Genomic DNA, 21807 nt, shown 5'->3' with positions numbered 1-21807 from the left:
AGACGTTCTCTTGGTCTTTTTTTGTCTGCCTGATCCTATTTGGAGGTGAGACCCGCATCGCTAGTCGGTCTTGAGACCGTTGTAAGCCTTTTCATATTCAAACACGAATGCAAACTGAGAGGGGTATTTAGAATGAAACATAAGAAATGGTTATCTTTGACTGTTATGGCCGCATTATTCGGCTCCGTCATCGGCTGCTCCAACTCCAGCACAGGTGCCGGCGAGAAAATTGAGGACGCAAAAACAGCAGCGGAGGATAATTCTCCGATCACGATACAATATTGGCATTCCCACTCGGAAGAGCAGATGGCCGGAGTGAACTACATGATCAGCGAGTTCAACAAGAAATATCCGAATATTACGGTCGAGCCTGTGTTCCAAGGCGGCTATACGGATTTACATAAAAAATTGCAAGCGGCGGTTGCAGCCAATGATGTTCCAGCCGTTACGAACGTTGAGGTATCGGCATTGCCTAACTTTGCGGATGGCGGAGTGTTTGCAGACCTCGGTCCATATATTAAGCGGGACGGCGTGGACTTGAACGACTTTTCCAAAGGTATGCTGCAAGCCTATTCCTTTAAAGATAAGCAGTACGGATTTCCGCTCATTGTAAGCACGAGTGTCATGGTATACAACAAAACGCTGTTCGATCAATTGGGCGTGAAGCCTCCACAAACCTGGAGCGAGATTGAGGAGTTCAACAAGAAGGTGACCGTGAAGGAAAACGGTAAAACCACCCGCTACGCGTTCTCCGTTCCAGGCTGGGATACATGGTATTACGATCCTTGGATCTCCAACGGCGGCGGTACGATCCTGACCAAGGATAATAAATCGGGCTTCGATCAGCCGGACAGCCTGCGCTGGGCGCAAAACTTCCAAAAGTGGATTAAAGACGGCTCCATGCAAATGGGTTACGGAAAAGGCGCATCCGATGTTATGAGACAAATGTTCCTTGAAGGCAAGGTCGGTATGGTGCAGCATTCCTCGGCCATCATCAAAACGTACGTGCAAAACGCGAAATTCGAGGTTGGCGTATCGTTCATTCCTGGGGATAAAGAGAGAAAATCCCACATCGGGGGAGCGGGAATCGTGCTGATGAACGGCGCAAACGCCAAGCAAAAAGAAGCGGGCTGGAAGTTCCTGAAATTCATGGTATCTGCAGAAAACAATATCAAATGGGCGGATTACACAGGCTACCTGCCTACGCATAAATCGGTTGTAAACACAGACGAAGGCAAGAAGTACTTTGAAAAATGGCCGCAATACAAGGCTGTATTCGAGAATTTCGATAACGTAGCTCCACGCATCCAGCACCCTGCTTATCCTGAGTTCAGCGAGAAGTACAAAGAGGTTGTCGGTAAAATGGTATTGAATAATGAAGATCCTGTACCTTTGCTGAAAGAAACGGTAAAGCCTATCAACGAAATTATTGCTGATTACAAGTAAGCACGGGAGGGAGCAATACAATGAAAGAAACGGGAAGCACTAATATCAATGCCCGGGTGAATTCCGCTGCCAAATCAGGCACGGGCAGACGCTCCGCGTACCGCCTGCTGGAGGGGTTGAAGGATTTTTCCTTCGCCCTGCCGGCTTTGGCGTTTCTGGTCATCTTCATTTATTATCCATTGGTAAATTCCTTCTACTTAAGCTTTACGAACTGGAATATGACGAAGCCCGTGAAGCAATTCGTCGGCTTCGACAATTATGAGAAGCTGCTTACCAGCGAGACCTTCTATAACGTATTAAGAATAACTTTTACTTATACGGTCCTGGATGTAGTGCTAACCTTGGGCTTCGGATTATTGTTAGCGCTTTTGTTCAACGTATCGTCCCGATTCTTCAATTTCTTAAGAATGCTGTTATTCATGCCGCATTACATTTCCATGGTCATCGTATCCATGATCTTCCTGTGGATCTTCAACTCCCAGTACGGCTTAATGAACGAGCTGTTAGAGTTAGTGGGCATTGAGAAGGTACAGTGGCTGCAAAATCCGAAAACGGCGCTTTGGGTTCTTATCATCGTTTCGGTCTGGAAGGGCGTTGGATTTGCGATGATAATCTTTATCGCCGGCCTGCGCGGGATTCCTGTTGAATACTATGAAGCGTCCAGCATCGACGGGGCCAGCAAATGGACGCAGTTCTGGCATATTACGCTTCCGCTGCTGTCGCCAATTACTCTGTTCCTTGTCGTGACGAACTTTATATCTTCCATGCAGGTGTTCCAATCCGTTGATATTATGACCAATGGGGGACCGTTGGAATCGACCAAAGCGATGGTGTACTGGATTTATACGATGGCTTTCTCCGAATTTAAAACAGGCCGGGCCTCTGCTCTGGTTATCATTTTCTTCTTCATTATCGTTCTTCTGACCATGCTGCAAATGTACGTCTCCAAGAAGAAAGTTCATTACGAAGGGTAGGTTATAGATCAATGACGAAATCACTAGGGGTAACCACCCGTTATATATCGGCCATTCTCATTACGCTGATTGTCTTTTTCCCAGTGTACTGGATGCTCGTAACCGCTTTAAAATCGCCGGAGGAGCTTCGCTTGGCCGTACCGACCTTTTGGCCGGAGAAATTAATGTGGCAGAATTTTTTCCAAGCCTTCAATACCATTCCGTTCTGGCGCTTTGCCTCCAATACATTGATCCAAACGGTGGGGATTATCTTCCTGCAGATCAATATCGGACTTATGGCTGCTTATGCTTTTGCCAAAGGAACGTTCCCAGGTAGAGAAAAGCTGTTCATTCTGGTATTGGCTGCCTTGATCGTACCGGATCAGGTTACCTTCGTGCCGGTATATGTCATGATGTCTAAGCTGGGCTGGATCAATACGTTCTATGCGTTGATCATCCCGCATGCGGCTTCGGCCTATGGCATCTTCCTGCTGCGTCAAACGTTCAAATCCATTAACAATGACGTCATCGAGGCAGCGAAGGTGGATGGAGCGAATCGCGTGCAAATTTTGTACCGCATTTTGACGCCGATGGCGTTCCCGACGGTCATTACCCTGCTGGTTATCAGCTTTATTCACAGCTGGAACTCTTACTTCTGGCCTCTCGTTATGACGAACTCCAATCAAATGCGCGTACTGACTGTCGGTATCGCCATGATGAGAGATTCTATCGCCGGTAATGAAGCGTTAAACTTCCATCTGCTGATGGCTGCAAGTGTGGTTGTCATTTTGCCGATCGTATTGGTATTCGTTTTCGCTCAAAAATATATTGTGGCGGCCATGGCCAATTCGACCTTTAAGTAATGGGATCGTATCCCCACAAAAGGGAACAAGGAGGCTGTCATTTTGAAGCAAAAAGCTATGCTGATTGTACTATCTTGTATGCTCTGTGTGACAGCAGCGGGCTGTCAGCCTTCTTCGGCGGGTAATGCCAAGAAAGCAGCGGAGCAGGCGGCTCCGGCAGCTGCGAAAAAGACGGAGGACCAATCCGCAGCCAACGGCGGGAAAATAACGCAGGAAGAAGCGGGGATTAAGATCCGGATCGATTTTCCGGAAATCAAGACTTTCCTGCAGGCCGCCAAGCAGGGGCCGATCGTTCCCGCACTAATGCAGAAGGCGATTCCTCAAGGGATCGGATTTATAGAAGAGAAGAACTGGATTCTCATCAGCCATTATCGAGAAGGCGGGCTCCCAAGTCTGCTGTCGGTTATAGACGCCGGCACCGGCTCGATGGTGAAGGTAATGGAGCTTTACAAGGACGCTGACAAGCCTTACACTGGTCATGCCGGGGGCGTTACGGTCAGTAAGAGCCACGTGTGGATATCATCCGATAACCACGTTTACCAGCTTAACCTGGATGAAGTGATGAGTGCCCCAAATGAGAGCAAATTAATGTTCAGGGGCTCCATTCGCACGGATACCCGGGCGTCTTTTACGACGTATATTGATGGCGTCTTGTGGGTAGGTGAATATGCCAATGGTAAGGACTATCCGACGGAAAAGTCGCATTATATGAACAATCGCGACGATAAGGAATATAAAGCGTGGACCGTAGGCTTCAAGCTCGATCCGCAGACCGATTTGCTTCCTGCCGGCAAGGCAGCGCAATCGAACACGCCCGTAGTACCGGACTATATTTTATCTATACCGGACAGCGTTCAAGGGATGGCAGTCTTGAAGAATAAGATTTTGCTAAGTCAATCATCCGGACGGAATGCGGCCAGTGCTTTAATCCAGCATACCAACGTCCTGGCGGAGCCGCCTCACACCAAGGCGGTCATCGGTTCCGAATCGGTTCCCGTATGGTTCCTGGATTCAAAGAACAAACCGGAATCGATGGCAATTCCGCCTATGTCGGAAGGAATCGTTTATTCCAAAGACACGCTGTACCTGTTGTTCGAATCCGGTGCGAGCATGTACAAGGCTTCCTCCAGCTATGCGCTGGACCGTATTCAACTGTTGACCATGACCGATTAAACAGGAGGATGAACAATGAGTATCGTCGGATTAGCACATCGTGGGTATCCCAAGAAATACCCGGAGAATACGCTTGTTTCATTTCAAGCTGCGTTGGATCTGTCCTACAGCCACCTGGAGCTGGATGTGAATTTGACCAAGGACGGCGTTCCGGTTGTCATTCACGATCCTACGGTGAACCGTACGACCAACGGAAAAGGTCCTGTTCTGGACTATACATGGGAGGAGCTGCAAAAGCTGCGGACAGATGGAGAGCAAGCCATTCCGACCCTCGAGCAGGTATTGCGATTGGCTAAAGGCAAGGCGAAGGTGGACATCGAGCTGAAGCAGAGCGGCAACTTGTATGCGGGAATGGAAGAGAAGGTGCTGGAGGTTGTACGCGCCTGTGACGTTCAGGACCAAGTGTTCGTGACTTCGTTCGATCACTATGCCATTCAGCGCATCCGCCAATTATCGAAGGATATAGAAGTCGGGCTCGTCATTTATGGCGCGACGCCGTCCATCTTTGGTTTCGCCGAAGAGCTGAACGCCAAATATATCTCGGTCAAATACATCTATTTAACGCAAGATTATGTGGACTTGTGTGAAGAAAAGGGAATTCAGCTTATCGCATGGACCATTGACGATGAAACCCATATGCGCCAAATGCGCAAGCAGTATCCGGGTGTATGGGTATGCACTAATGAGCTGGAAAGATGGAAGAAGTGCGTTTTGGAGACGGAAGCTCCTTGAGATTTATTCATCATGAGTCAGGCTGTTTTGCAGGCAACACGGGTTGCTTGCAAAGCAGCCTTTTTTTATTTTTGATCAATCGAAGCTTCCTAGTAAAGAAGAAAGAAGTTCATTATCGGAGGTTCACCATGGATAATATGTACTTACAACTTTGAATAATGATATAATGAACGTAAAAATTTGAACGATAAGCGTAGAAGCAGCGGTTCTATTCGAGGTGACCTATGACAGATGTCAAGCAGCAGCCCAAGTATATGCAATTAAAGCAGGAGATTTTAACCTGGCTTCAATCAGGCAAGCTCAAGCCGGACGACCAGATGCCGACGGAACATGAGATTGCCGAGCAGTTTCAGATGAGCAGACAAACGGTACGGCAGACGTTCGGTGTGCTGGAGCAGGAGGGATGGATTTACCGGGTGCAGGGGAAGGGCACCTTCGTCTCCAATCCGCAAACGGCCCGGAAGCAGCAGGACGTACAGACGATCGGGATTATTACGACCTACATTTCCGATTATATTTTCCCGCACATCGTACGCGGGGCCGAAGCGGCTTTGCGCAGCAAAGGATACCGCATGCTGTTGTCCAGTACGGATAACGACAAGGACAAGGAAAGAGAAAGTCTGCAGATGATGATGAGTCAGCCGTTAAGCGGGCTTATTATCGAGCCGACCAAGAGTGCGGAGGGCAACCCGAATCTAAGCTACTATTTGACACTGAATTACCATAACATTCCATTCTTGATGATCAACGAAACGTACCCGGAGATAAATTGTCCGTACATTAAGGTGGACGATGAGGCGGGGGGCTATTTAGCTGCTGAGCACCTGATCAAGCTGGGACACCGAAACATCGCCGGCTTCTTCAAGATGGACGATTTGCAGGGTGTCAACCGCCTCAAAGGATTTATTAAAGCGCATCAGGACTACCAGATTCCGCTGCCGCCTGAGGCTGTCATTCATTACACGACGGAGACTAAGGCGACGAAGCCGTTCGAGGCGGGGTTAAGGATGCTGAACGAACAGCCGAACCGTCCTACCGCATTCGTATGCTATAACGACGAGCTGGCGGTAATGCTTCTGGAAGCCACAAGACAGGCGGGTTTAAGCGTGCCTGACGAGATCTCGATAGTCGGCTTCGACGATTCGCCGCTGGCGGTGGCCACGGAGGTGAAGCTGACGACCCTAACGCATCCCAAGGATGAGATGGGGACCCTGGCTGCGGAGATGCTAATGAGGATTGTTGAACAAGGACATGCAAACGCAGAGATGCATCAGATCATTACACCGCAGCTCATTATAAGAGAATCGACAGCAGCGATAAAATAATGGTAGAAAAATTGTACGTACAAATATATAATAACAGTATCGGACTTATTCTATTTTCAGAAAGGTGTTGATACAAGTTGTTATTACAACTCAAACAGGCCGTATGGGAAGCGAATCTGGATTTGCCGAAATACGGCCTTGTTACGTTCACTTGGGGGAATGTAAGCGGTATCGATCGCGAGCAAGGGCTTGTCGTTATTAAACCTAGCGGCGTTCCCTACGAGGAGCTGAAACCTGAGGACCTGGTTGTGGTCGATCTCGAAGGCAATATTGTGGAAGGAAAGCTGAGGCCGTCCTCGGATACGCCGACCCATCTGGTGCTGTACAAAGCGTTTCCGCAAATCGGAGGCATTGTACATACCCATTCGCCGTGGGCTACGAGCTGGGCGCAGGCAGGTAAGGGGATCCCGGCGCTAGGAACGACGCATGCGGATTACTTTTATGGCGAGGTCCCTTGCACGAGAGCTATGACAGAGGCGGAAATTCAGGGCGCTTATGAGCTTGAAACCGGCAACGTTATTGTTGAGACCTTCCGCGGACGCGATCCGCTGCAAGTGCCGGGTGTGCTGGTTCACTCCCATGCTCCTTTCAATTGGGGGAAGGACCCGCATCAAGCCGTACATAATGCTGTCGTGCTGGAGGAAGTGGCTAAGATCGGCTATCACACCATTGCATTAAATACCCATGTTCCTTCGATGGATCAGACGCTGCTGGACCGGCATTTTTTGCGCAAGCATGGCGCGAATGCTTATTACGGACAAAAGCAGTAAGGGATTTGGCATGGAAACAAGATTAGGATACAGGGAGGAGCAGTTTGTCGTATGGCTAAAAAATATGCTATAGGGATCGATTACGGTACCGAATCGGGCCGGGCTGTATTGGTGGATCTGGCGGATGGTACGGAGGTTGCCGATCATGTCACGCCTTATCCTCATAATGTAATTGATGAAGAGCTTCCGGGCTCAGGATTGAAGCTTGAACACGACTGGGCGCTTCAGCATCCCGGAGATTATATCGAGGTGCTCAAACGCTCCGTGCCCGCCATTATTCAGGCTTCCGGCGTGAATCCGGCGGATGTTATCGGTCTGGGGATAGACTTCACGGCTTGCACAATGCTGCCGGTAGACTCCAATTGCAATCCACTATGCTTCGATCCCGAACTGCGGGAAAGACCTCACAGCTGGGTCAAGCTATGGAAGCATCATGCGGCGCAGGATGAAGCGAATCGGATTAATGAGCTGGCTGCGGAGCGGGGAGAAGCCTTCCTGCCGCGCTATGGGGGCAAAATTTCTTCGGAATGGATGATTGCAAAAATATGGCAGATTCTTAATGAAGACCCTTACATATTCGACAAGACCGATCAGTTTCTCGAAGCGACGGATTGGGTCGTATCCCAGATGACGGGCAATCCGCAGCGGAACAGCTGCACGGCCGGCTACAAAGCCATCTGGCATAAGCGGGACGGATATCCGAGCGAAGCGTTCTTTAAAGCATTGGACCCTAGGCTGGAAAAGCTGACCAGCACGAAGCTTCGCGGCGAGGTCGTACCGCTAGGAACAAAGGCGGGAGAGCTTACGCCAGAAATGGCTGGGCTGATGGGACTTCTCCCCGGCACAGCGGTAGCCGTCGGCAATGTGGACGCTCATGCGGCTGTTCCAGGTGTCGGTGTGGTGACCCCCGGCAAGCTGGTTATGGCGATGGGGACTTCAATCTGCCATATGCTGCTTGGTGAGGAGGAGCATCACGTCGAAGGCATGTGCGGTGTAGTCGAGGATGGAATTATTCCCGGGTATTTGGGCTACGAGGCGGGGCAATCCGCGGTAGGGGATATTTTCGCCTGGTACGTGGAGCAAGGAGTCCCTGCGTATGTGCATGAAGCGGCTCAAAGGGAAGGCATTAGCGTCCATGAGTGGCTGGAGCAAAGAGCGGCGGCCTACAAGCCGGGAGAAACGGGCCTGTTGGCACTGGATTGGTGGAACGGAAACCGTTCCGTTCTGGTTGACACCCATCTCTCTGGCATGCTGATCGGCTATACTTTGCTCACAAAGCCTGAGGAAATTTACCGCACCTTGCTGGAAGCGACGGCATTCGGCACAAGAAAAATCGTTGACGCGTTTCACGAGAACGGGGTAACGGTAAACGAGCTGTATGCTTGCGGCGGGCTGCCGCAAAAAAACCGCCTGCTCATGCAAATTTATGCGGATGTAACGAACCGCGAAATCAAAGTAGCAGACTCCAAGCAAACGCCGGCATTGGGAGCGGCGATGTTCGGTGCGGTGGCTGCAGGAGCCGCCAACGGAGGCTACGATACGATCGTGGAGGCCGCCGGGAAGATGGCCCGGGTGCGGGAAGAAACGTTCAAGCCTATTCCCGAGAACGTAGCCGTATACGAAAAGCTGTATGAGGAATACAACAAGCTTCATGATTATTTCGGACGAGGCGCTAATGATGTGATGAAACGATTAAGAGCGATGAAGGAAGCAGTACGTTAATTGCTAGTGTACTCTTGATTCACCAAATACGAACTCATTCAGGAGGTTATGATACGATGATACCCGTAAAGCCTTATACATTCTGGTTTGTTACAGGAAGTCAGCATTTGTACGGTCCGGAAACACTGAAGGAAGTGGACGCGCATTCACTGCAAATCACGGAAGGATTGGACCAAGATCCCGCCATTCCATTCCGGGTTGTATTCAAGCCGGTATTAACGACACCGGAGGCCATTCGCCAATTATGTCTCGAGGCTAACGGCGATGAATCATGTGCAGGAATTATAACCTGGATGCACACCTTTTCTCCTGCAAAAATGTGGATCGCAGGGCTGACCGAGCTGCGCAAGCCACTGCTTCATCTTCATACGCAGTTTAACCGTGACATCCCATGGGACAGCATCGACATGGATTTCATGAATTTGAATCAATCGGCCCACGGGGACCGGGAGTATGGCTTCATCGGCGCCAGAATGGGGATTGCGCGTAAAGTCGTCGTCGGCTATTGGGAAGATGCACAGGTGCGCAGCCGAATTGCGGGATGGATGAATACGGCGGTCGCTTATACGGAAGGACGCCAGCTAAAGGTTGCCAGATTCGGCGATAACATGCGTCAGGTTGCCGTCACCGAAGGGGATAAAGTGGAAGCACAAATCAAATTCGGCTGGTCTGTGAACGGCTATGGCATCGGAGATTTGGTTCAAAGAATGAACGATATTTCGGAGAACGAAGTGAATCGGCTGTTCGAAGAGTATAACGATCTCTATGATGTCGCTCCGGAAGCACGCGAAGCAGGTCCGATCCGCGAAGCCATTCTGGAGCAGGCCCGAATCGAGCTGGGCATGAAAGCTTTTCTGGAGGAAGGCGGCTTTAGCGCGTTCACGACAACGTTCGAGGACCTCCACGGGATGAAGCAGCTCCCCGGGCTTGCCGTCCAGCGTTTGATGGCGGAGGGATACGGCTTCGGAGGAGAAGGGGATTGGAAAACAGCGGCATTGGTACGTACGATGAAGCTGATCGCAGGCAATGTAGGTACTTCCTTCATGGAGGATTATACCTATCATTTTGAGCCGGGGAATGAACTGGTCCTGGGGTCGCATATGCTCGAGGTTTGCCCGACGATTGCCGCAACTCGCCCTAAAATCGAAGTGCATGCCCTCTCGATCGGCGGCAAATCCGATCCTGCGCGGCTTATCTTCGATGGCAGAGACGGCGCAGCACTCAATGCATCGATCATTGACTTGGGCAACCGGTTCCGGCTTATTGTGAACGAAGTGGATGCGGTGAAGCCGGAGCAGGCTATGCCCAAGCTTCCTGTAGCTCGCGTTCTTTGGAAGCCGCAGCCGTCGTTAAATCTCGCGGCGGAGGCATGGATTCATGCCGGCGGTGCGCATCATACCGCATTCTCCTACATTGTAACAGCAGAGCAGCTGGCCGATTGGGCCGAAATGGCAGGAATTGAATCCGTCCTAATCAATCGCGGCAGCACGATTACGTCGCTGCGCAACGAATTGAGATGGAACGACCTTTATTGGCGCATGAAGTAAATAAGGTTATTATTTTGAGCCCTCTGCACTTTCTTGAATGCAGGGGGCTGCCGTTTGCGGAAGTTTTTCGGTTTTGTGAAATTGACAGGTTTATCCTGCCGGAAAATGCAATCTTGTTTGGCTTGGCTGTATGATTTTGTGATATCATTGAATAAATGCTAACAAACAGAGAATAGCTAAGCGCATACTTGGAGGGAGCACTTATCAATAATATCGTCCTTAATGATGCAATGACCATGTTGAAAAAAACAAGCCGTACTTTTTATATTCCGATCAGCACCTTGGAAGCAGGTTTGAAGGAAGCGGTAACATCTGCGTATCTTTGCATGAGAGCCATCGATGAGATTGAAGATCACGAGCAGTTACCGGATACGTTAAAGATCCAATTATTGCTCGGGGTACGGGATGCATTCCAATCCGGTACCATCCCGGAAGAGGTACAGAAGGTTATGGCCCCGCATCGGGACAAGCTACCGGAGGTCACCGTCCAGCTGGATGAATGGGTACGGCTGTGTCCTGCTACAGCTTTACCGGTTATTGTCCCCTATATCGGCAAAATGTCCCATCAAATGGCCGATTGGGTTCAAAACGGCTGGAGCATTCAAACGGAGGAAGACCTGGACCGGTATACCTATAGTGTGGCAGGTATGGTAGGGGAGATGCTGTCCGAGCTGTGGCTGTGGTATGACGGTACGCCATCGGATCTTCATAAGGCCGTGGCTTTCGGCAGAGGATTGCAGGCCGTAAATATTCTTCGCAACAGGAAAGAAGATCTTGAACGCGGCGTCGACTTTTACCCGGACGGCTGGGATTTCAAGGAAATGCAGCAGTATACGCGGCGGAACCTGGAGATCGCCGACTCCTACGTAGCAGACCTGAAGGAAGGTCCGGCATTAAAGTTTTGCAAAATTCCGCTGGCGCTTGCCCATGCAACCATGAATCTGCTATCTGCTGGCGGAAATAAATTGACGAGAGATGCGGTGCTTAAGATTGTCAGCCGTGTGATGAACTAAAAAAACTTGCAGCTACCCTGACAGACTGTTGTCAGGGTAGCTGTTTTATTATTAGGATAAACGCAAATATATTAGGTATATAAAGGGAGACGATATTTTATGGAAAATCAAGCAAGAAAAATGTACGACTATCACGTATGGGCGAATCAAACGATGCTTAACCGCTTAAAGGAGCTTCCGGAGGATGTGTATACAAGGGAAATACAAAGCGTATTCGGCTCTGTGTCCAAAGTCATCTCCCATATTTATACCGTGGATCTCTGCTGGCTTCACATATTGAGCGGGAAAAGCATGCCGGACGCTCTAGCCCTGACCCTGCCCCTGCAGGAGCAAATGTACGGGAAGACGGTACTGGAAATGGAATCCTTGTACGCCGAGCTGGCATCGCGATTCGCATCTGTCCTGGACTCTCTAGATAATATGGAAGAAACAATCACGCTTGATAACCCGTATGCGGGTGTTCGGGATACGAGCTACTCGGAAATCGTCCTGCAGGTTGTCAATCACGGCACATACCACCGCGGCAATCTGACGGCCATGCTGCGTCAAATGGGTCATGCCTCGGTAATGACGGAATATGCCTTGTTCTGGTATTCCTGAGGACATATCTGTATAAAAAGTTCCGGTTCGAATATTGGCTTCGAAATCATAGCCCCGCTCCTGCGGGGTTATTTTTATTGGAGGACTTTGTCGGAATCGGTTCCAATAGTTAGAATCCGGTTCTAAAAGTGATAAGACTAAAGTGTGATTTCCAACTAGTATGAACTATAGAAGGTTCCATGCAGCAAATGGTGGATCCAACATACCAAAACCATGAATGGAGAGGGGATTAAACAAATGACAGTGCACAATGTTGGCATCATTATGAACGGGGTTACAGGACGTATGGGGACGAATCAGCATTTGATCCGATCCATTCTCGCGATTCGTAAACAGGGAGGCGTGACTCTGCCTAACGGGGATGTCATCATGCCGGACCCTATCTTGGTGGGACGTCAGGAGCATAAATTGAAAGCGTTAGCAGAAGCCCACGGGTTGACGCGCTGGAGCACCGATCTGGCCGGATGCCTGGCGGACCCTGCCAATACAATTTATTTTGATTCCCAAACGACCGTACACCGCGCCGAAAGCATTCGTCAAGCAGTTGCGGCCGGTAAACATATTTATTGTGAGAAGCCGACGGCTACTAACCTGGAGGAGTCGCTAGAGCTGGCGAAGCTCGTCCGCTCGGCAGGACTTAAAAACGGGGTCGTTCAGGATAAGCTGTTCCTCCCAGGACTGCTGAAGCTGAAAAGATTGGTGGATTCGGGCTACTTCGGCAGAATCCTGTCGGTCCGCATGGAATTCGGCTATTGGGTGTTTGAAGGGGATTGGCAGCAAGCGCAAAGACCTTCCTGGAACTACCGCAAAGAAGACGGCGGCGGCATTATCGTCGATATGTTCGCTCACTGGAGATATGTGCTGGATAACTTATTCGGCGAAGTTCGTTCGGTATCTTGCCTGGGAGTGACTCATATTCCTGAGCGCGTCGATGAACAGGGTAATACCTATGATTGTACCGCTGACGATGCGGCGTATGCGACCTTCGAGCTTGAGGGCGGCATCGTGGTTCAGGCCAATTCCTCCTGGGCGGTTCGCGTGAACAGAGATGACCTGCTCACGATTCAGGTCGACGGTACGGAGGGCAGCGCTGTAGCCGGTCTGCGCGATTGCAAGGTTCAGCACCGCGTTAATACGCCTAAGCCGGTATGGAATCCGGATATTCCGAATCCGTTCCAATTCGAGGAGCAATGGCAGGAGGTACCTGACAATCAGCTGTTTGATAACGGATTTAAAGTACAGTGGGAGCTGTTCTTGAAGCATGTCGTAGCCGATACGCCATTCCCTTGGGATCTGCTGGAAGGGGCCAAAGGAACGCAGCTGGCTGAATTAGGCTTGCGTTCTTGGGAAGAGCGCCGCTGGCTGGACGTACCTGAACTGAAGCTTGACACCGTCTCCCAGGATCAGCTGGCTTCGGCCAAACGATAAGGAGGAACCGAGATGAGCCGTCTATTGCAGCTCCCCCGTGCAGGGGGCTCGCTTTATTCTTATACGCCGGGACAATCGGCACCAATCGAATTGCCCAAAGGTCCGCTGAAAAGTCGCATCGCGTTCTCTGCCGCCCATGTAGTTTGTGATCCATTTGCCGATGCGGATCCCTTGAATCACGCTCAGATCGATTGGGAGGCCACTTTGGCTTATCGCCGTCATTTATGGTCCCTTGGACTTTCGGTCGCCGAGGCGATGGATACGGCACAAAGAGGCATGGGGCTTGATTGGTACCGAGCCAAGGAGCTTATCAGCCGTTCTATTGCCGAAGCTCAAGCTGTACAGGGCAGAATTGCATGCGGAGCGGGAACCGATCATCTGGCTCCGGGGCCGCAGGTAACGCTGGAGCAGGTGGAGCAAGCTTATGAGGAGCAGGTAGCCTTCGTGGAAGGGCTTGGAGGGCAGGTTATTCTTATGGCGAGCCGCGCTTTGGCTGCTTGCGCCAAGGGGCCGGAGGATTATGAACGGGTCTATGGACGAATATTGAGCCAAGTATCCAAGCCTGTCATTCTTCACTGGCTCGGAGATATGTTCGACCCCGCATTAGCCGGGTATTGGGGAGAGCGCGATTTGGACGCGGCCATGGAAGTGTGTCTGAAGGTGATTCGTTCCCATGCCGACAAGGTGGACGGGATTAAGATTTCCCTGCTGGATGACGAGAAGGAGATCCGGATGCGCCGGCTGCTTCCGCCTCATGTGAAAATGTACACAGGGGACGATTTTAATTACCCGACGCTCATTCGCGGGGACGAGCAAGGCTACAGCCACGCTCTGCTCGGAATCTTCGACGCCATCGCTCCTGCGGCGGCGGCAGCGATTCATGCGTTGGACTCCGGGGACGAAGCGCGCTATAATGCGCTGCTGGAGCCAACGGTAGCCTTGTCGAGGCATATCTTCCAGAAGCCGACCTATGCGTATAAAACCGGCATTGTATTTATGGCTTATTTGAACGGGCATCAAAACCATTTCCGGATGATCGGCGGAGCCGAGGGCGCCAGATCCGTCGTTCATCTGTCGGAGCTGTTCGTGCTGGCGGACAAAGCAGGCTTGCTGGTCAATCCGGATTTGGCTGCCGAACGGATGCGCAATGTGTTGACTCTCGCTGGAATCTAAAATGTCGTAAGCAAGGGCTACTCCGGTTATCCAGGATAACGGGGGGAAGCTCTTGCTTATTGAAATGCTTACGGAGTAAGAATAGGCTGTTGAAAAGAACTGTTTTGCCTGAACTTTGCTACATAAGGAGGTGGGGTATGCCTCGGAGGAGTTTACGTCCGCCTTTGAAACCCGTGAAAATACCACAAAAAAATAATCACCTTTCGCGGGTTTCAATAGCGGCTGGAGGGGTATACCCCACTGGAGCATATTGGCAATAGTTCAGGCTTTATGTTTTTTTCAACAGACTCCGCTTACGAAGTAAGTTTTTACTCCGTAAAAACTCAGCTTATGCTTACGAAGTTAGTTTTTACTCCGTAAAAACTCAGCTTATGCTTACGAAGTTAGTTTTTACTTCGTAAAAACTCTAAGGAGGTAACCCCATGGAACCAATGCAAACTATAGAGCGGTTAAGCTTTAATCAAATAACAGCCGACCGGCTAAGCCTGCCGGAGGTTGTAGACTGCTGCGCCCGGGCTGAAGTGCCCTGGATCGCATTATGGCGCCATAAAGTCGCCGAAACCGGGCTGGCGGAAAGCAAGCGGCTTGTTCAAAATGCGGGCTTGCGGGTGTCCAGCCTTTGCAGGGGAGGAATGTTCCCGGCAGCGACCGCGGCAGAACGTCAGGCGCGTATCGATGATAACCGTAGAGCCGTTGACGAGGCTGCCGAGCTTGGGGCGGAAGTGCTGGTGCTGGTCTGCGGGCCTGCACCCGATAAAGATATCGCGGCTGCCAGGCAGATGGTGGAGGACGGCATTGCCCAGCTGATGCCGTACGCGCAATCCTGCGGAATCAAGCTGGGGATTGAGCCGCTTCATCCGATGTACGCGGCCGAACGCTCCGTCATCAATACGCTGGCCCAGGCGAATACGATTGCAGAGCAGTACAGCCCTGAGCAATGCGGTGTCGTCGTCGACGCCTTCCATGTATGGTGGGACCCGGAGTTGTACGCACAAATCTCCAGAGCCAGCGGGCGCATATTGGGCTTTCATGTCTCCGATTGGATTGTTCCGACACCGGATTTGTTGATGGGTCGCGGAATGATGGGGGACGGGGTTATTGATTTACGCCGGATACGGAGCGCTGTCGAAGCCGCCGGGTATCATGGCCCCATTGAGGTTGAGATTTTCAACCGGACCATTTGGGATATGAGCGGGGATGATGTCTTCGCGTTAACGAAGGATCGATTTATCAAGCACGTGTAATATCCGGCCTTTTCTTGATTATAATGATCTCTCCACGCAACGGATGATGGATTTCGTATTCGCCAAAGTACAAGGTGCAAGGAACGATCTTTCTTTTGAAGGCGGTGTCCTAACCGATGGATGCGGATTTCGTATGTCAATATTTTTGGCCTGAGTCCGACGTTCCGGCTGAGGAACAAGTGGGAACGAAGGTCCAGAGGCATAAGAAGCGGGAAAGAAAATGGTTATTCGGGTTATTCACCGGCAAGCGCAAGCATCCCCCATTGAGGAGAATCAAATAACGGAATTCAAGCAGTTATCCTTCAGCTCCTGTCAGCTGAGGGATGTTTGCGTTTCAGGCACTCGGCTTGTTGCCGTCAGGCAAACACGGTAAAATAGGGTAACAACGATGCGGAGGTGAATCTTCCATCGGTTGAATACGCTCACAAGGCGGGCTTTGACAATGATTGGTATTCATTTGTATGAAAGCAAGCATCAGGAAAGCTATGAAATCAAAATTCATCATCACGATAATGTGCAGATTTTATACGCCATCGAAGGCGAAGGCAGCATTTGGCTTGATGGGCAGCAATATGCTTTTGAACAAGATAATGCGGCATACATCTACCCTCGATCCAGACATGCCGTCTCTTCTGATTCCCATTTGACGCTGCTCGTTCTCGCTTTTGACGATCTGGAGCAGAATGGCCTGCATCAAGAGTGGAAGCCGTACAGGTTCACCCGGTCCGAGCTCCTAAAGCTGAATGCCTTTCACGCAAGTGAAATGCGACTGATGCTTAGAAAGCTATTGTTCGAACAGAAGCAGGCGGATCCGCTTAGCAGCTGGGCTATGCATAACTTGATTCAGGATATTTATTTGCTGATGGTTCGTGCCAAGGAATCCAAGCAGGTGCAGGATGCCAACGGTTTAAGAGCGGAACGGATCCGGAATTACATCGACCTGCATTATTACGAGCCGGTGACTTCAGAAGAGCTCAGCGGCAAGCTGGGCATTAGCATTCGTCAGATGAACAAAATCTTTAAGAAGGAATATCAGATGACTCCTATGCAATATTTGGCGGAGGTAAGGATGGGACTTGCCAAGAAGCTGCTTGCCGAATCGGATAAAGATATTGCCTCCATATGCTTTGAAGTCGGTTACGAGTCGCTGCCCACGTTTTATAGGACCTTCAAAATGGCCATGAACATGTCGCCGAATAAATACAGACAGCAGCTGCTTACTTCCGCAGCCGATCTGCAATAATCATGGAAATTCATGCTTTACCCGCCGCACCAGGAAAGAGTATAATCAAAGTGGAAGCGATTTCAAACCAGTCCTTGCAATGAATAAGGATACAAATCAAATTTTCAAATCCTTCTTGACGTTCCGTAATTTCAGGTGCTATAGTATAGACGACAAATGAACACTTTCATCACATAACGTGTTACCTTTCGAGGGCATTAGTTATGGGGAACTGTATAGATCCCCTGACTATGCCCTTTTTTGCTTGTCCGATGAGAGGTTCTTGGGTCCATTTCATGAATTGAAAAGGGAGCGAGGCATGATGATGAAAAAAAAGAAGTGGTTACATTGGGCTTTGGCGGGAACGTTCGTGCTGTCAGCAACGGGCTGCGGGGCACCGGCCGCACAGCCTTCCGGGGGGAATACGAAGCAGGGTACGGACGCCAAACCGGCGGTGAGTGCCGCCCCTAGCGGCGGTGCAGCGTCTTCTGATAAAAAGCTGACGGGTGATTTTGAGATTCAATACTTTGTCGGCGGGTATGGCGACGCATGGTGGAAGGAAATGATAGCGGAATTTCAAAAGAAATACCCGGATCTGAAAATTAAAGAATCCGCCGGAGCTAAAATTAATGACCAAATGAAGCCTCGCTGGATCCAAGGCAACCCGCCCGATTTTGTCTATATTGATGGAGCAGGGGCCAATGCAAGGCAAATGGTGAAAGATGATCAATTACTGGACATAACGGATTGGCTTAAGGATTTGAAAAATGCCGACGGGGAGAAGCTGTCCGATCTTCTCATATCGAAGCCGGAGGAGTACGAGCCGGGTAAAAACCATACGGTTCCGCTCGTGTTCGGCTCGTGGGGGACCTTTTATGACAAGGCGTTATTTACGAAAAACGGATGGGAGGAGCCAAAGGATTTTGAAAGCTTCCTTGCCGTATCCGGCAAAATCAAAGCCTCGGGCATGATGCCGTATATTCATACAGGGGTGTACCCGTACTATATTGCGGGAGGTTTGCTCGATTCGGTCACCGTATCGGCTAATAAAGATGATGCATCGATTTTGAAAAAGGTCGCTTCTCTCGAGCCCGGCATATTCAAGAGCGAGCCCGTCATGAAGGCTTTGGATAAGATAGTTCAGCTGCGCGACAAAGGCTTTATCGATCCGGGCTCCGTTTCCCTAAACCATACGGACTCCCAAGCATTATGGCTTCAGCATAAGGCGGCCTTTATTCCTAATGGTTTATGGCTGGAAAACGAGATGAAGAAGGACATTCCGCAGGGCTTTGATTTTGGCTTCATTCCTTCCATCTCGCAAGAGAAGGGCGGCAAATATATCGCCATTCCGTATACAAGCACGATTGCGGTAGCCAAAAAGGCAAAAAATCCGGAGGCTGCCAAAGCGTTCATCCAATTCCTGTTCACCAAGCAGCATGCGGTACGATGGGCGGAATTAACCGGTGCGCTTATGAATGTGAAGGCGGATCTGGAATCGTCCAAAGCAAGCAATGTCGTCAAATCCGCTATGAAATATTACAATTCGCCTAATACAGTTGTCGCTCCGGAGGTCGTGCTGCCTGCTGACGTGGAAAAAGCGAGAAACGATGCGATTGTGGCATTGACTACGAGCAAGATCACACCTGCGGAATGGGCGGACCGTTTGGAAAAGGCTGCAGAGAAGGCAAGGGCAAGTAAATAATCGTTTTTCAAAGGGGGGAAAGAGGGGCTAATTAGGCTCCTTCCTTCCCGCCCGAACCATAATCAAGAAAAGGCTGGTAACGATCATGAGCGCCAAAGCCAAAAGAACGTTGTTTGTTGCATCGTTTATCCTTCCGACATTGCTGTTGTTCTGCGTATTTACGGTGTACCCGATTGTTAAGGGAATCTATATCAGCTTGTATGATTGGTCCGGCAGCTCGGAGCATATGGATTTCATCGGCCTGCAAAATTTTCGTGATCTGATTGCTGATCCTGTCATACGTACAGCCATTTACAACGATTATTTTCTGGTGTTTTGGAAAGTGATCGGCATCATGCTTTTGGCGACCCTGTTCGCAGTAGCATTAACCCGCTTTCCCATTCGAAGGGCTGCATTTTTTCGCGTCATCTTCTTTTTTCCGAATGTTATTTCGGTTGTCGTCATCGGTGTGCTATGGAGGTATGTGTATAACCCGAACCTTGGGTTTTTGAATTCATTCCTATCGCTATTTTCAAGCGAGCCGGTGAATATTCCTTGGCTCGGCGACGAGCGGTTCGCCATGTGGTCGCTGTTGCCCCCGACGATTTGGGCAGGGATCGGTTTTTATATGATTTTGCTGATCGCTGCGATCTTGAGCATATCTGACGCTTTGTATGAAGCGGCTGAAATCGACGGTGCATCCCAATGGGAGCAGTTCTGGCACGTGACGCTGCCGCTAATTTGGGAGCAGCTGAAGGTGTCCATTTTATCGATTGTTATGACGACCTTGAACGGCTCCTTCATCATCGTAACGATCATGACCGAAGGCGGTCCCGATAACGCTACGCAGGTTATGGGCTCTTATTTATACCAGATGGGCTTCAAGCAGTTTCATATGGGATATGCCGCAGCAATTGGCGTTCTTATTCTCGTGCTTTCGCTGATTACGACCATAGCGCTGCAGCGATTAATGAGGCGCGATGTGATAGAGATCACCTAGAAGGAAAGGGGATACGCATGAGAACTGAGATCAGGAGCCCGCTGCTCGGATTTTGCATGAAGCTGATATTAGCAATATGGACTGTATGTGTTTTGTACCCCTTGGTATGGACGGTGCTTGGAGCATTAAAGGATAATGCGCAGTTTATGCAGGGAAAGCCGTGGGATTTGCCGAAGCTCCCGCTGGTTTGGTCGAACTATTCTTATGTATGGGAAAAATACCATATCGGAGGATATTTTCTGAATTCCTTGCTGGTGACGGTCTTAAGCACGATTTTGGCCGCATTGCTGGCCGCAACCACCGCTTATGTCTTGGCCAGATATGCATTCAGAGGCAGCGGCTTGCTGTACACCGCTTATATGGCCTCTATGATGATTCCAATGATCCTCGGGTTGATCCCGCTATTCTTTTTATTGAATGATCTGCATTTGATTAACAGTTTATTTGGACTGAGTCTGGTTTATGGAATGGGAGCGCTGCCTTTTGGGGTATTCGTACTGGTCGGGTTCTTTAAGTCGCTTCCTAAAGAAATGGAGGAGGCGGCCTTCATTGACGGGGCAAGCCATTACCGCACCTTTTTCCAGATCATGCTTCCTTTGGCTCGACCAGGGATCATATCGGTCAGTATTATGAACGTGCTCAATATTTGGAACGAATACATCATGGGGACTGTTTTTATTAACGACCCTGCCAAATATACATTGCCGGTCGGCATAGCCATTATGCAAGGGGAGATGCAGTACCGGACGGAATGGGGGCCGCTCTTCGCCGCATTATTGATTTCGATGCTGCCCGTTCTGGTGTTCTATGTGCTGTTTCAAAGACAGATTGCCGGAGGAATCACGGCGGGAGCTATTAAATAGAAGAAGTCCATGCGATTTGGGGGAAGGGCGATAACACGGCGCAGTTCCATTTCGTATGGCCATACATATCCGCGGATGCGAAAGAGAACAATAACCGTGCATAATAGGCAAAGGATGGGTTCTATTGAAGCTTATTAAAACGCCGGTTCTCGTTATCATCTGCTTGTTTCTCAGCTTATTGGGGATAGGTCCAGGGAGCGCTTCGGCTGCTCCATCCGCCATTCCTTTGGAAGCCCTCCAAGAGGAAGGGGTATACATTGAAATAAATAAGAAAAATAACACCTTGGTCGTCTACGTGAACGGGCGCCCCCATTACTACTTCTCCGTAGCAACCGGGAGGAGAAAGGACTTGACGCCGGTCGGCGAATTTCATATTGTCACCAAAATCGTTAAGCCCTATTACGTCCGCAAGAAAATTCCCGGCGGTCATCCCCAGAATCCTCTCGGCACCCGATGGCTTGGTTTAAGTGTTCCCGGGACCGGAGGTTACATGTACGGAATTCACGGAACCAACCGTCCTTATTCCATAGGGAGCCATGCCTCATCAGGCTGTGTCCGTATGCATAATCGGGATGTCGAGTGGCTGTACCGGCATATCCCGCTGGGAACCAAAGTTATTATAAAAGAAAAATAAAAGCGATGAATAGAACAATAACCATCGGGTGATAATATAGTTAGCGGTGAAAAGAGAGGTGTGGTTCCGTTGAACGTTTCAACGAAGCATTCCGGGAATATTGTGGTAGACTCCAGATAGAAGCGGAGGGATGTGCCAAAGACACGTTAGTGTAGTACGAGTACTGCAATAAGGTGAATGAGGTAATCACCGGCTTTTGGAAGGATCGAGGCAACATTCAAAAATCAATTCACCGCGAAAAGAACTCCGAAAGGGGTTCTTTTTATTTATCAACATTGGTTAAGGACATATGGGAACCTAATGCTATTGTAAAAGGTTCAAATGTGTCCTTTTTTTTACACTTTTTTCACATTTATATCATAGTTTCATCATGAATGTGCGCTAAGTTGATGATATCTGGTGCATCGAGCACCTTGTT

At 49.9% G+C, this 21807-nt stretch carries 19 protein-coding genes; all 19 read left to right on the top strand.

The window, feature by feature from the left end; genetic code table 11:
- The first annotated feature begins 132 nt into the window (after positions 1-132).
- The 19 genes from ABEA66_RS12585 (at position 133) to ABEA66_RS12495 (ending at position 21389) form a co-directional block, all read left to right on the top strand.
- A complete protein-coding gene (locus tag ABEA66_RS12585) occupies positions 133-1446 on the top strand; it encodes an ABC transporter substrate-binding protein (RefSeq protein ID WP_345587793.1) in 1314 nt (437 codons plus the stop codon).
- Positions 1447-1466: 20 nt separating this feature from the next.
- On the top strand, positions 1467-2420 hold the full coding sequence (locus tag ABEA66_RS12580) for a carbohydrate ABC transporter permease (RefSeq protein ID WP_079910846.1): 954 nt from the start codon (positions 1467-1469) through the stop codon (positions 2418-2420).
- An 11-nt stretch (positions 2421-2431) separates the two neighbouring features.
- Entirely contained in the window at positions 2432-3262 is an 831-nt protein-coding gene (locus ABEA66_RS12575) for a carbohydrate ABC transporter permease (RefSeq protein WP_079910845.1), read from the top strand.
- Between the two features lie 42 nt (positions 3263-3304).
- Positions 3305-4435 (top strand): hypothetical protein, encoded by a 1131-nt coding sequence (locus ABEA66_RS12570; protein ID WP_345587792.1) that lies wholly within the window; start codon positions 3305-3307, stop codon positions 4433-4435.
- A 15-nt stretch (positions 4436-4450) separates the two neighbouring features.
- On the top strand, positions 4451-5167 hold the full coding sequence (locus ABEA66_RS12565; protein WP_345587791.1) for a glycerophosphodiester phosphodiesterase: 717 nt from the start codon (positions 4451-4453) through the stop codon (positions 5165-5167).
- Positions 5168-5391: 224 nt separating this feature from the next.
- Positions 5392-6492, top strand: a complete 1101-nt coding sequence (locus tag ABEA66_RS12560) for a GntR family transcriptional regulator (protein ID WP_345587790.1) — start codon at positions 5392-5394, stop codon at positions 6490-6492.
- A 77-nt stretch (positions 6493-6569) separates the two neighbouring features.
- On the top strand, positions 6570-7262 hold the full coding sequence (gene araD / locus ABEA66_RS12555) for an L-ribulose-5-phosphate 4-epimerase (RefSeq protein WP_079910841.1): 693 nt from the start codon (positions 6570-6572) through the stop codon (positions 7260-7262).
- Positions 7263-7313: 51 nt separating this feature from the next.
- Positions 7314-8984, top strand: coding sequence for a ribulokinase (locus ABEA66_RS12550; RefSeq protein ID WP_345587789.1), 1671 nt, complete (start codon positions 7314-7316; stop codon positions 8982-8984).
- A 56-nt stretch (positions 8985-9040) separates the two neighbouring features.
- Positions 9041-10531, top strand: coding sequence for an L-arabinose isomerase (araA, locus tag ABEA66_RS12545; RefSeq protein ID WP_345587788.1), 1491 nt, complete (start codon positions 9041-9043; stop codon positions 10529-10531).
- Between the two features lie 230 nt (positions 10532-10761).
- Positions 10762-11544 carry a squalene/phytoene synthase family protein gene (locus ABEA66_RS12540; RefSeq protein WP_345587787.1) on the top strand — a complete coding sequence of 261 codons (783 nt, stop codon included), beginning with the start codon at positions 10762-10764 and terminating at the stop codon, positions 11542-11544.
- Between the two features lie 99 nt (positions 11545-11643).
- Complete coding sequence (locus ABEA66_RS12535; protein ID WP_345587786.1) at positions 11644-12144, top strand: DinB family protein; 501 nt, start codon at positions 11644-11646, stop codon at positions 12142-12144.
- A gap of 237 nt (positions 12145-12381) precedes the next feature.
- Positions 12382-13572: a Gfo/Idh/MocA family protein gene (locus ABEA66_RS12530; RefSeq protein WP_345587785.1), complete on the top strand. Its 1191-nt coding sequence runs from the start codon at positions 12382-12384 to the stop codon at positions 13570-13572.
- Between the two features lie 12 nt (positions 13573-13584).
- Complete coding sequence (locus tag ABEA66_RS12525; protein WP_345587784.1) at positions 13585-14745, top strand: dihydrodipicolinate synthase family protein; 1161 nt, start codon at positions 13585-13587, stop codon at positions 14743-14745.
- Between the two features lie 422 nt (positions 14746-15167).
- Positions 15168-15989 (top strand): sugar phosphate isomerase/epimerase family protein, encoded by an 822-nt coding sequence (locus ABEA66_RS12520; protein ID WP_345587783.1) that lies wholly within the window; start codon positions 15168-15170, stop codon positions 15987-15989.
- Positions 15990-16431: 442 nt separating this feature from the next.
- Positions 16432-17232: a helix-turn-helix transcriptional regulator gene (locus ABEA66_RS12515; protein ID WP_192704490.1), complete on the top strand. Its 801-nt coding sequence runs from the start codon at positions 16432-16434 to the stop codon at positions 17230-17232.
- A 304-nt stretch (positions 17233-17536) separates the two neighbouring features.
- Entirely contained in the window at positions 17537-18913 is a 1377-nt protein-coding gene (locus ABEA66_RS12510; protein WP_345587971.1) for an extracellular solute-binding protein, read from the top strand.
- 85 nt (positions 18914-18998) lie between these two features.
- Positions 18999-19892, top strand: coding sequence for a carbohydrate ABC transporter permease (locus ABEA66_RS12505; RefSeq protein ID WP_345587782.1), 894 nt, complete (start codon positions 18999-19001; stop codon positions 19890-19892).
- A gap of 17 nt (positions 19893-19909) precedes the next feature.
- Positions 19910-20755 carry a carbohydrate ABC transporter permease gene (locus tag ABEA66_RS12500; RefSeq protein WP_345587781.1) on the top strand — a complete coding sequence of 282 codons (846 nt, stop codon included), beginning with the start codon at positions 19910-19912 and terminating at the stop codon, positions 20753-20755.
- Between the two features lie 124 nt (positions 20756-20879).
- Positions 20880-21389, top strand: a complete 510-nt coding sequence (locus ABEA66_RS12495) for a L,D-transpeptidase (protein ID WP_345587780.1) — start codon at positions 20880-20882, stop codon at positions 21387-21389.
- Positions 21390-21807: the final 418 nt, after the last annotated feature.

Origin of the sequence: Paenibacillus vulneris (genome assembly GCF_039543185.1) — a bacterium.
Taxonomy (GTDB): Bacteria; Bacillota; Bacilli; order Paenibacillales; family NBRC-103111; genus Paenibacillus_S; species Paenibacillus_S vulneris.
The sequence above is the reverse complement of the archived record's forward strand: the minus strand, read 5'-3'. Positions and strand labels throughout refer to the sequence as shown.

Excerpts from the sequence above, each read along its gene's own strand:
- ABEA66_RS12535 (WP_345587786.1), top strand. The coding sequence starts at position 11,644 with ATGGAAAATCAAGCAAGAAAAATGTACGACTATCACGTATGGGCGAAT.
- ABEA66_RS12560 (WP_345587790.1), top strand. The coding sequence starts at position 5,392 with ATGACAGATGTCAAGCAGCAGCCCAAGTATATGCAATTAAAGCAGGAG.
- ABEA66_RS12575 (WP_079910845.1), top strand. The coding sequence starts at position 2,432 with ATGACGAAATCACTAGGGGTAACCACCCGTTATATATCGGCCATTCTC.
- ABEA66_RS12580 (WP_079910846.1), top strand. The coding sequence starts at position 1,467 with ATGAAAGAAACGGGAAGCACTAATATCAATGCCCGGGTGAATTCCGCT.
- ABEA66_RS12530 (WP_345587785.1), top strand. The coding sequence starts at position 12,382 with ATGACAGTGCACAATGTTGGCATCATTATGAACGGGGTTACAGGACGT.
- ABEA66_RS12510 (WP_345587971.1), top strand. The coding sequence starts at position 17,537 with ATGAAAAAAAAGAAGTGGTTACATTGGGCTTTGGCGGGAACGTTCGTG.
- ABEA66_RS12525 (WP_345587784.1), top strand. The coding sequence starts at position 13,585 with ATGAGCCGTCTATTGCAGCTCCCCCGTGCAGGGGGCTCGCTTTATTCT.
- araA (WP_345587788.1), top strand. The coding sequence starts at position 9,041 with ATGATACCCGTAAAGCCTTATACATTCTGGTTTGTTACAGGAAGTCAG.
- ABEA66_RS12540 (WP_345587787.1), top strand. The coding sequence starts at position 10,762 with ATGACCATGTTGAAAAAAACAAGCCGTACTTTTTATATTCCGATCAGC.
- ABEA66_RS12515 (WP_192704490.1), top strand. The coding sequence starts at position 16,432 with ATGATTGGTATTCATTTGTATGAAAGCAAGCATCAGGAAAGCTATGAA.
- ABEA66_RS12565 (WP_345587791.1), top strand. The coding sequence starts at position 4,451 with ATGAGTATCGTCGGATTAGCACATCGTGGGTATCCCAAGAAATACCCG.
- ABEA66_RS12505 (WP_345587782.1), top strand. The coding sequence starts at position 18,999 with ATGAGCGCCAAAGCCAAAAGAACGTTGTTTGTTGCATCGTTTATCCTT.
- ABEA66_RS12585 (WP_345587793.1), top strand. The coding sequence starts at position 133 with ATGAAACATAAGAAATGGTTATCTTTGACTGTTATGGCCGCATTATTC.
- ABEA66_RS12500 (WP_345587781.1), top strand. The coding sequence starts at position 19,910 with ATGAGAACTGAGATCAGGAGCCCGCTGCTCGGATTTTGCATGAAGCTG.
- ABEA66_RS12520 (WP_345587783.1), top strand. The coding sequence starts at position 15,168 with ATGGAACCAATGCAAACTATAGAGCGGTTAAGCTTTAATCAAATAACA.
- ABEA66_RS12550 (WP_345587789.1), top strand. The coding sequence starts at position 7,314 with ATGGCTAAAAAATATGCTATAGGGATCGATTACGGTACCGAATCGGGC.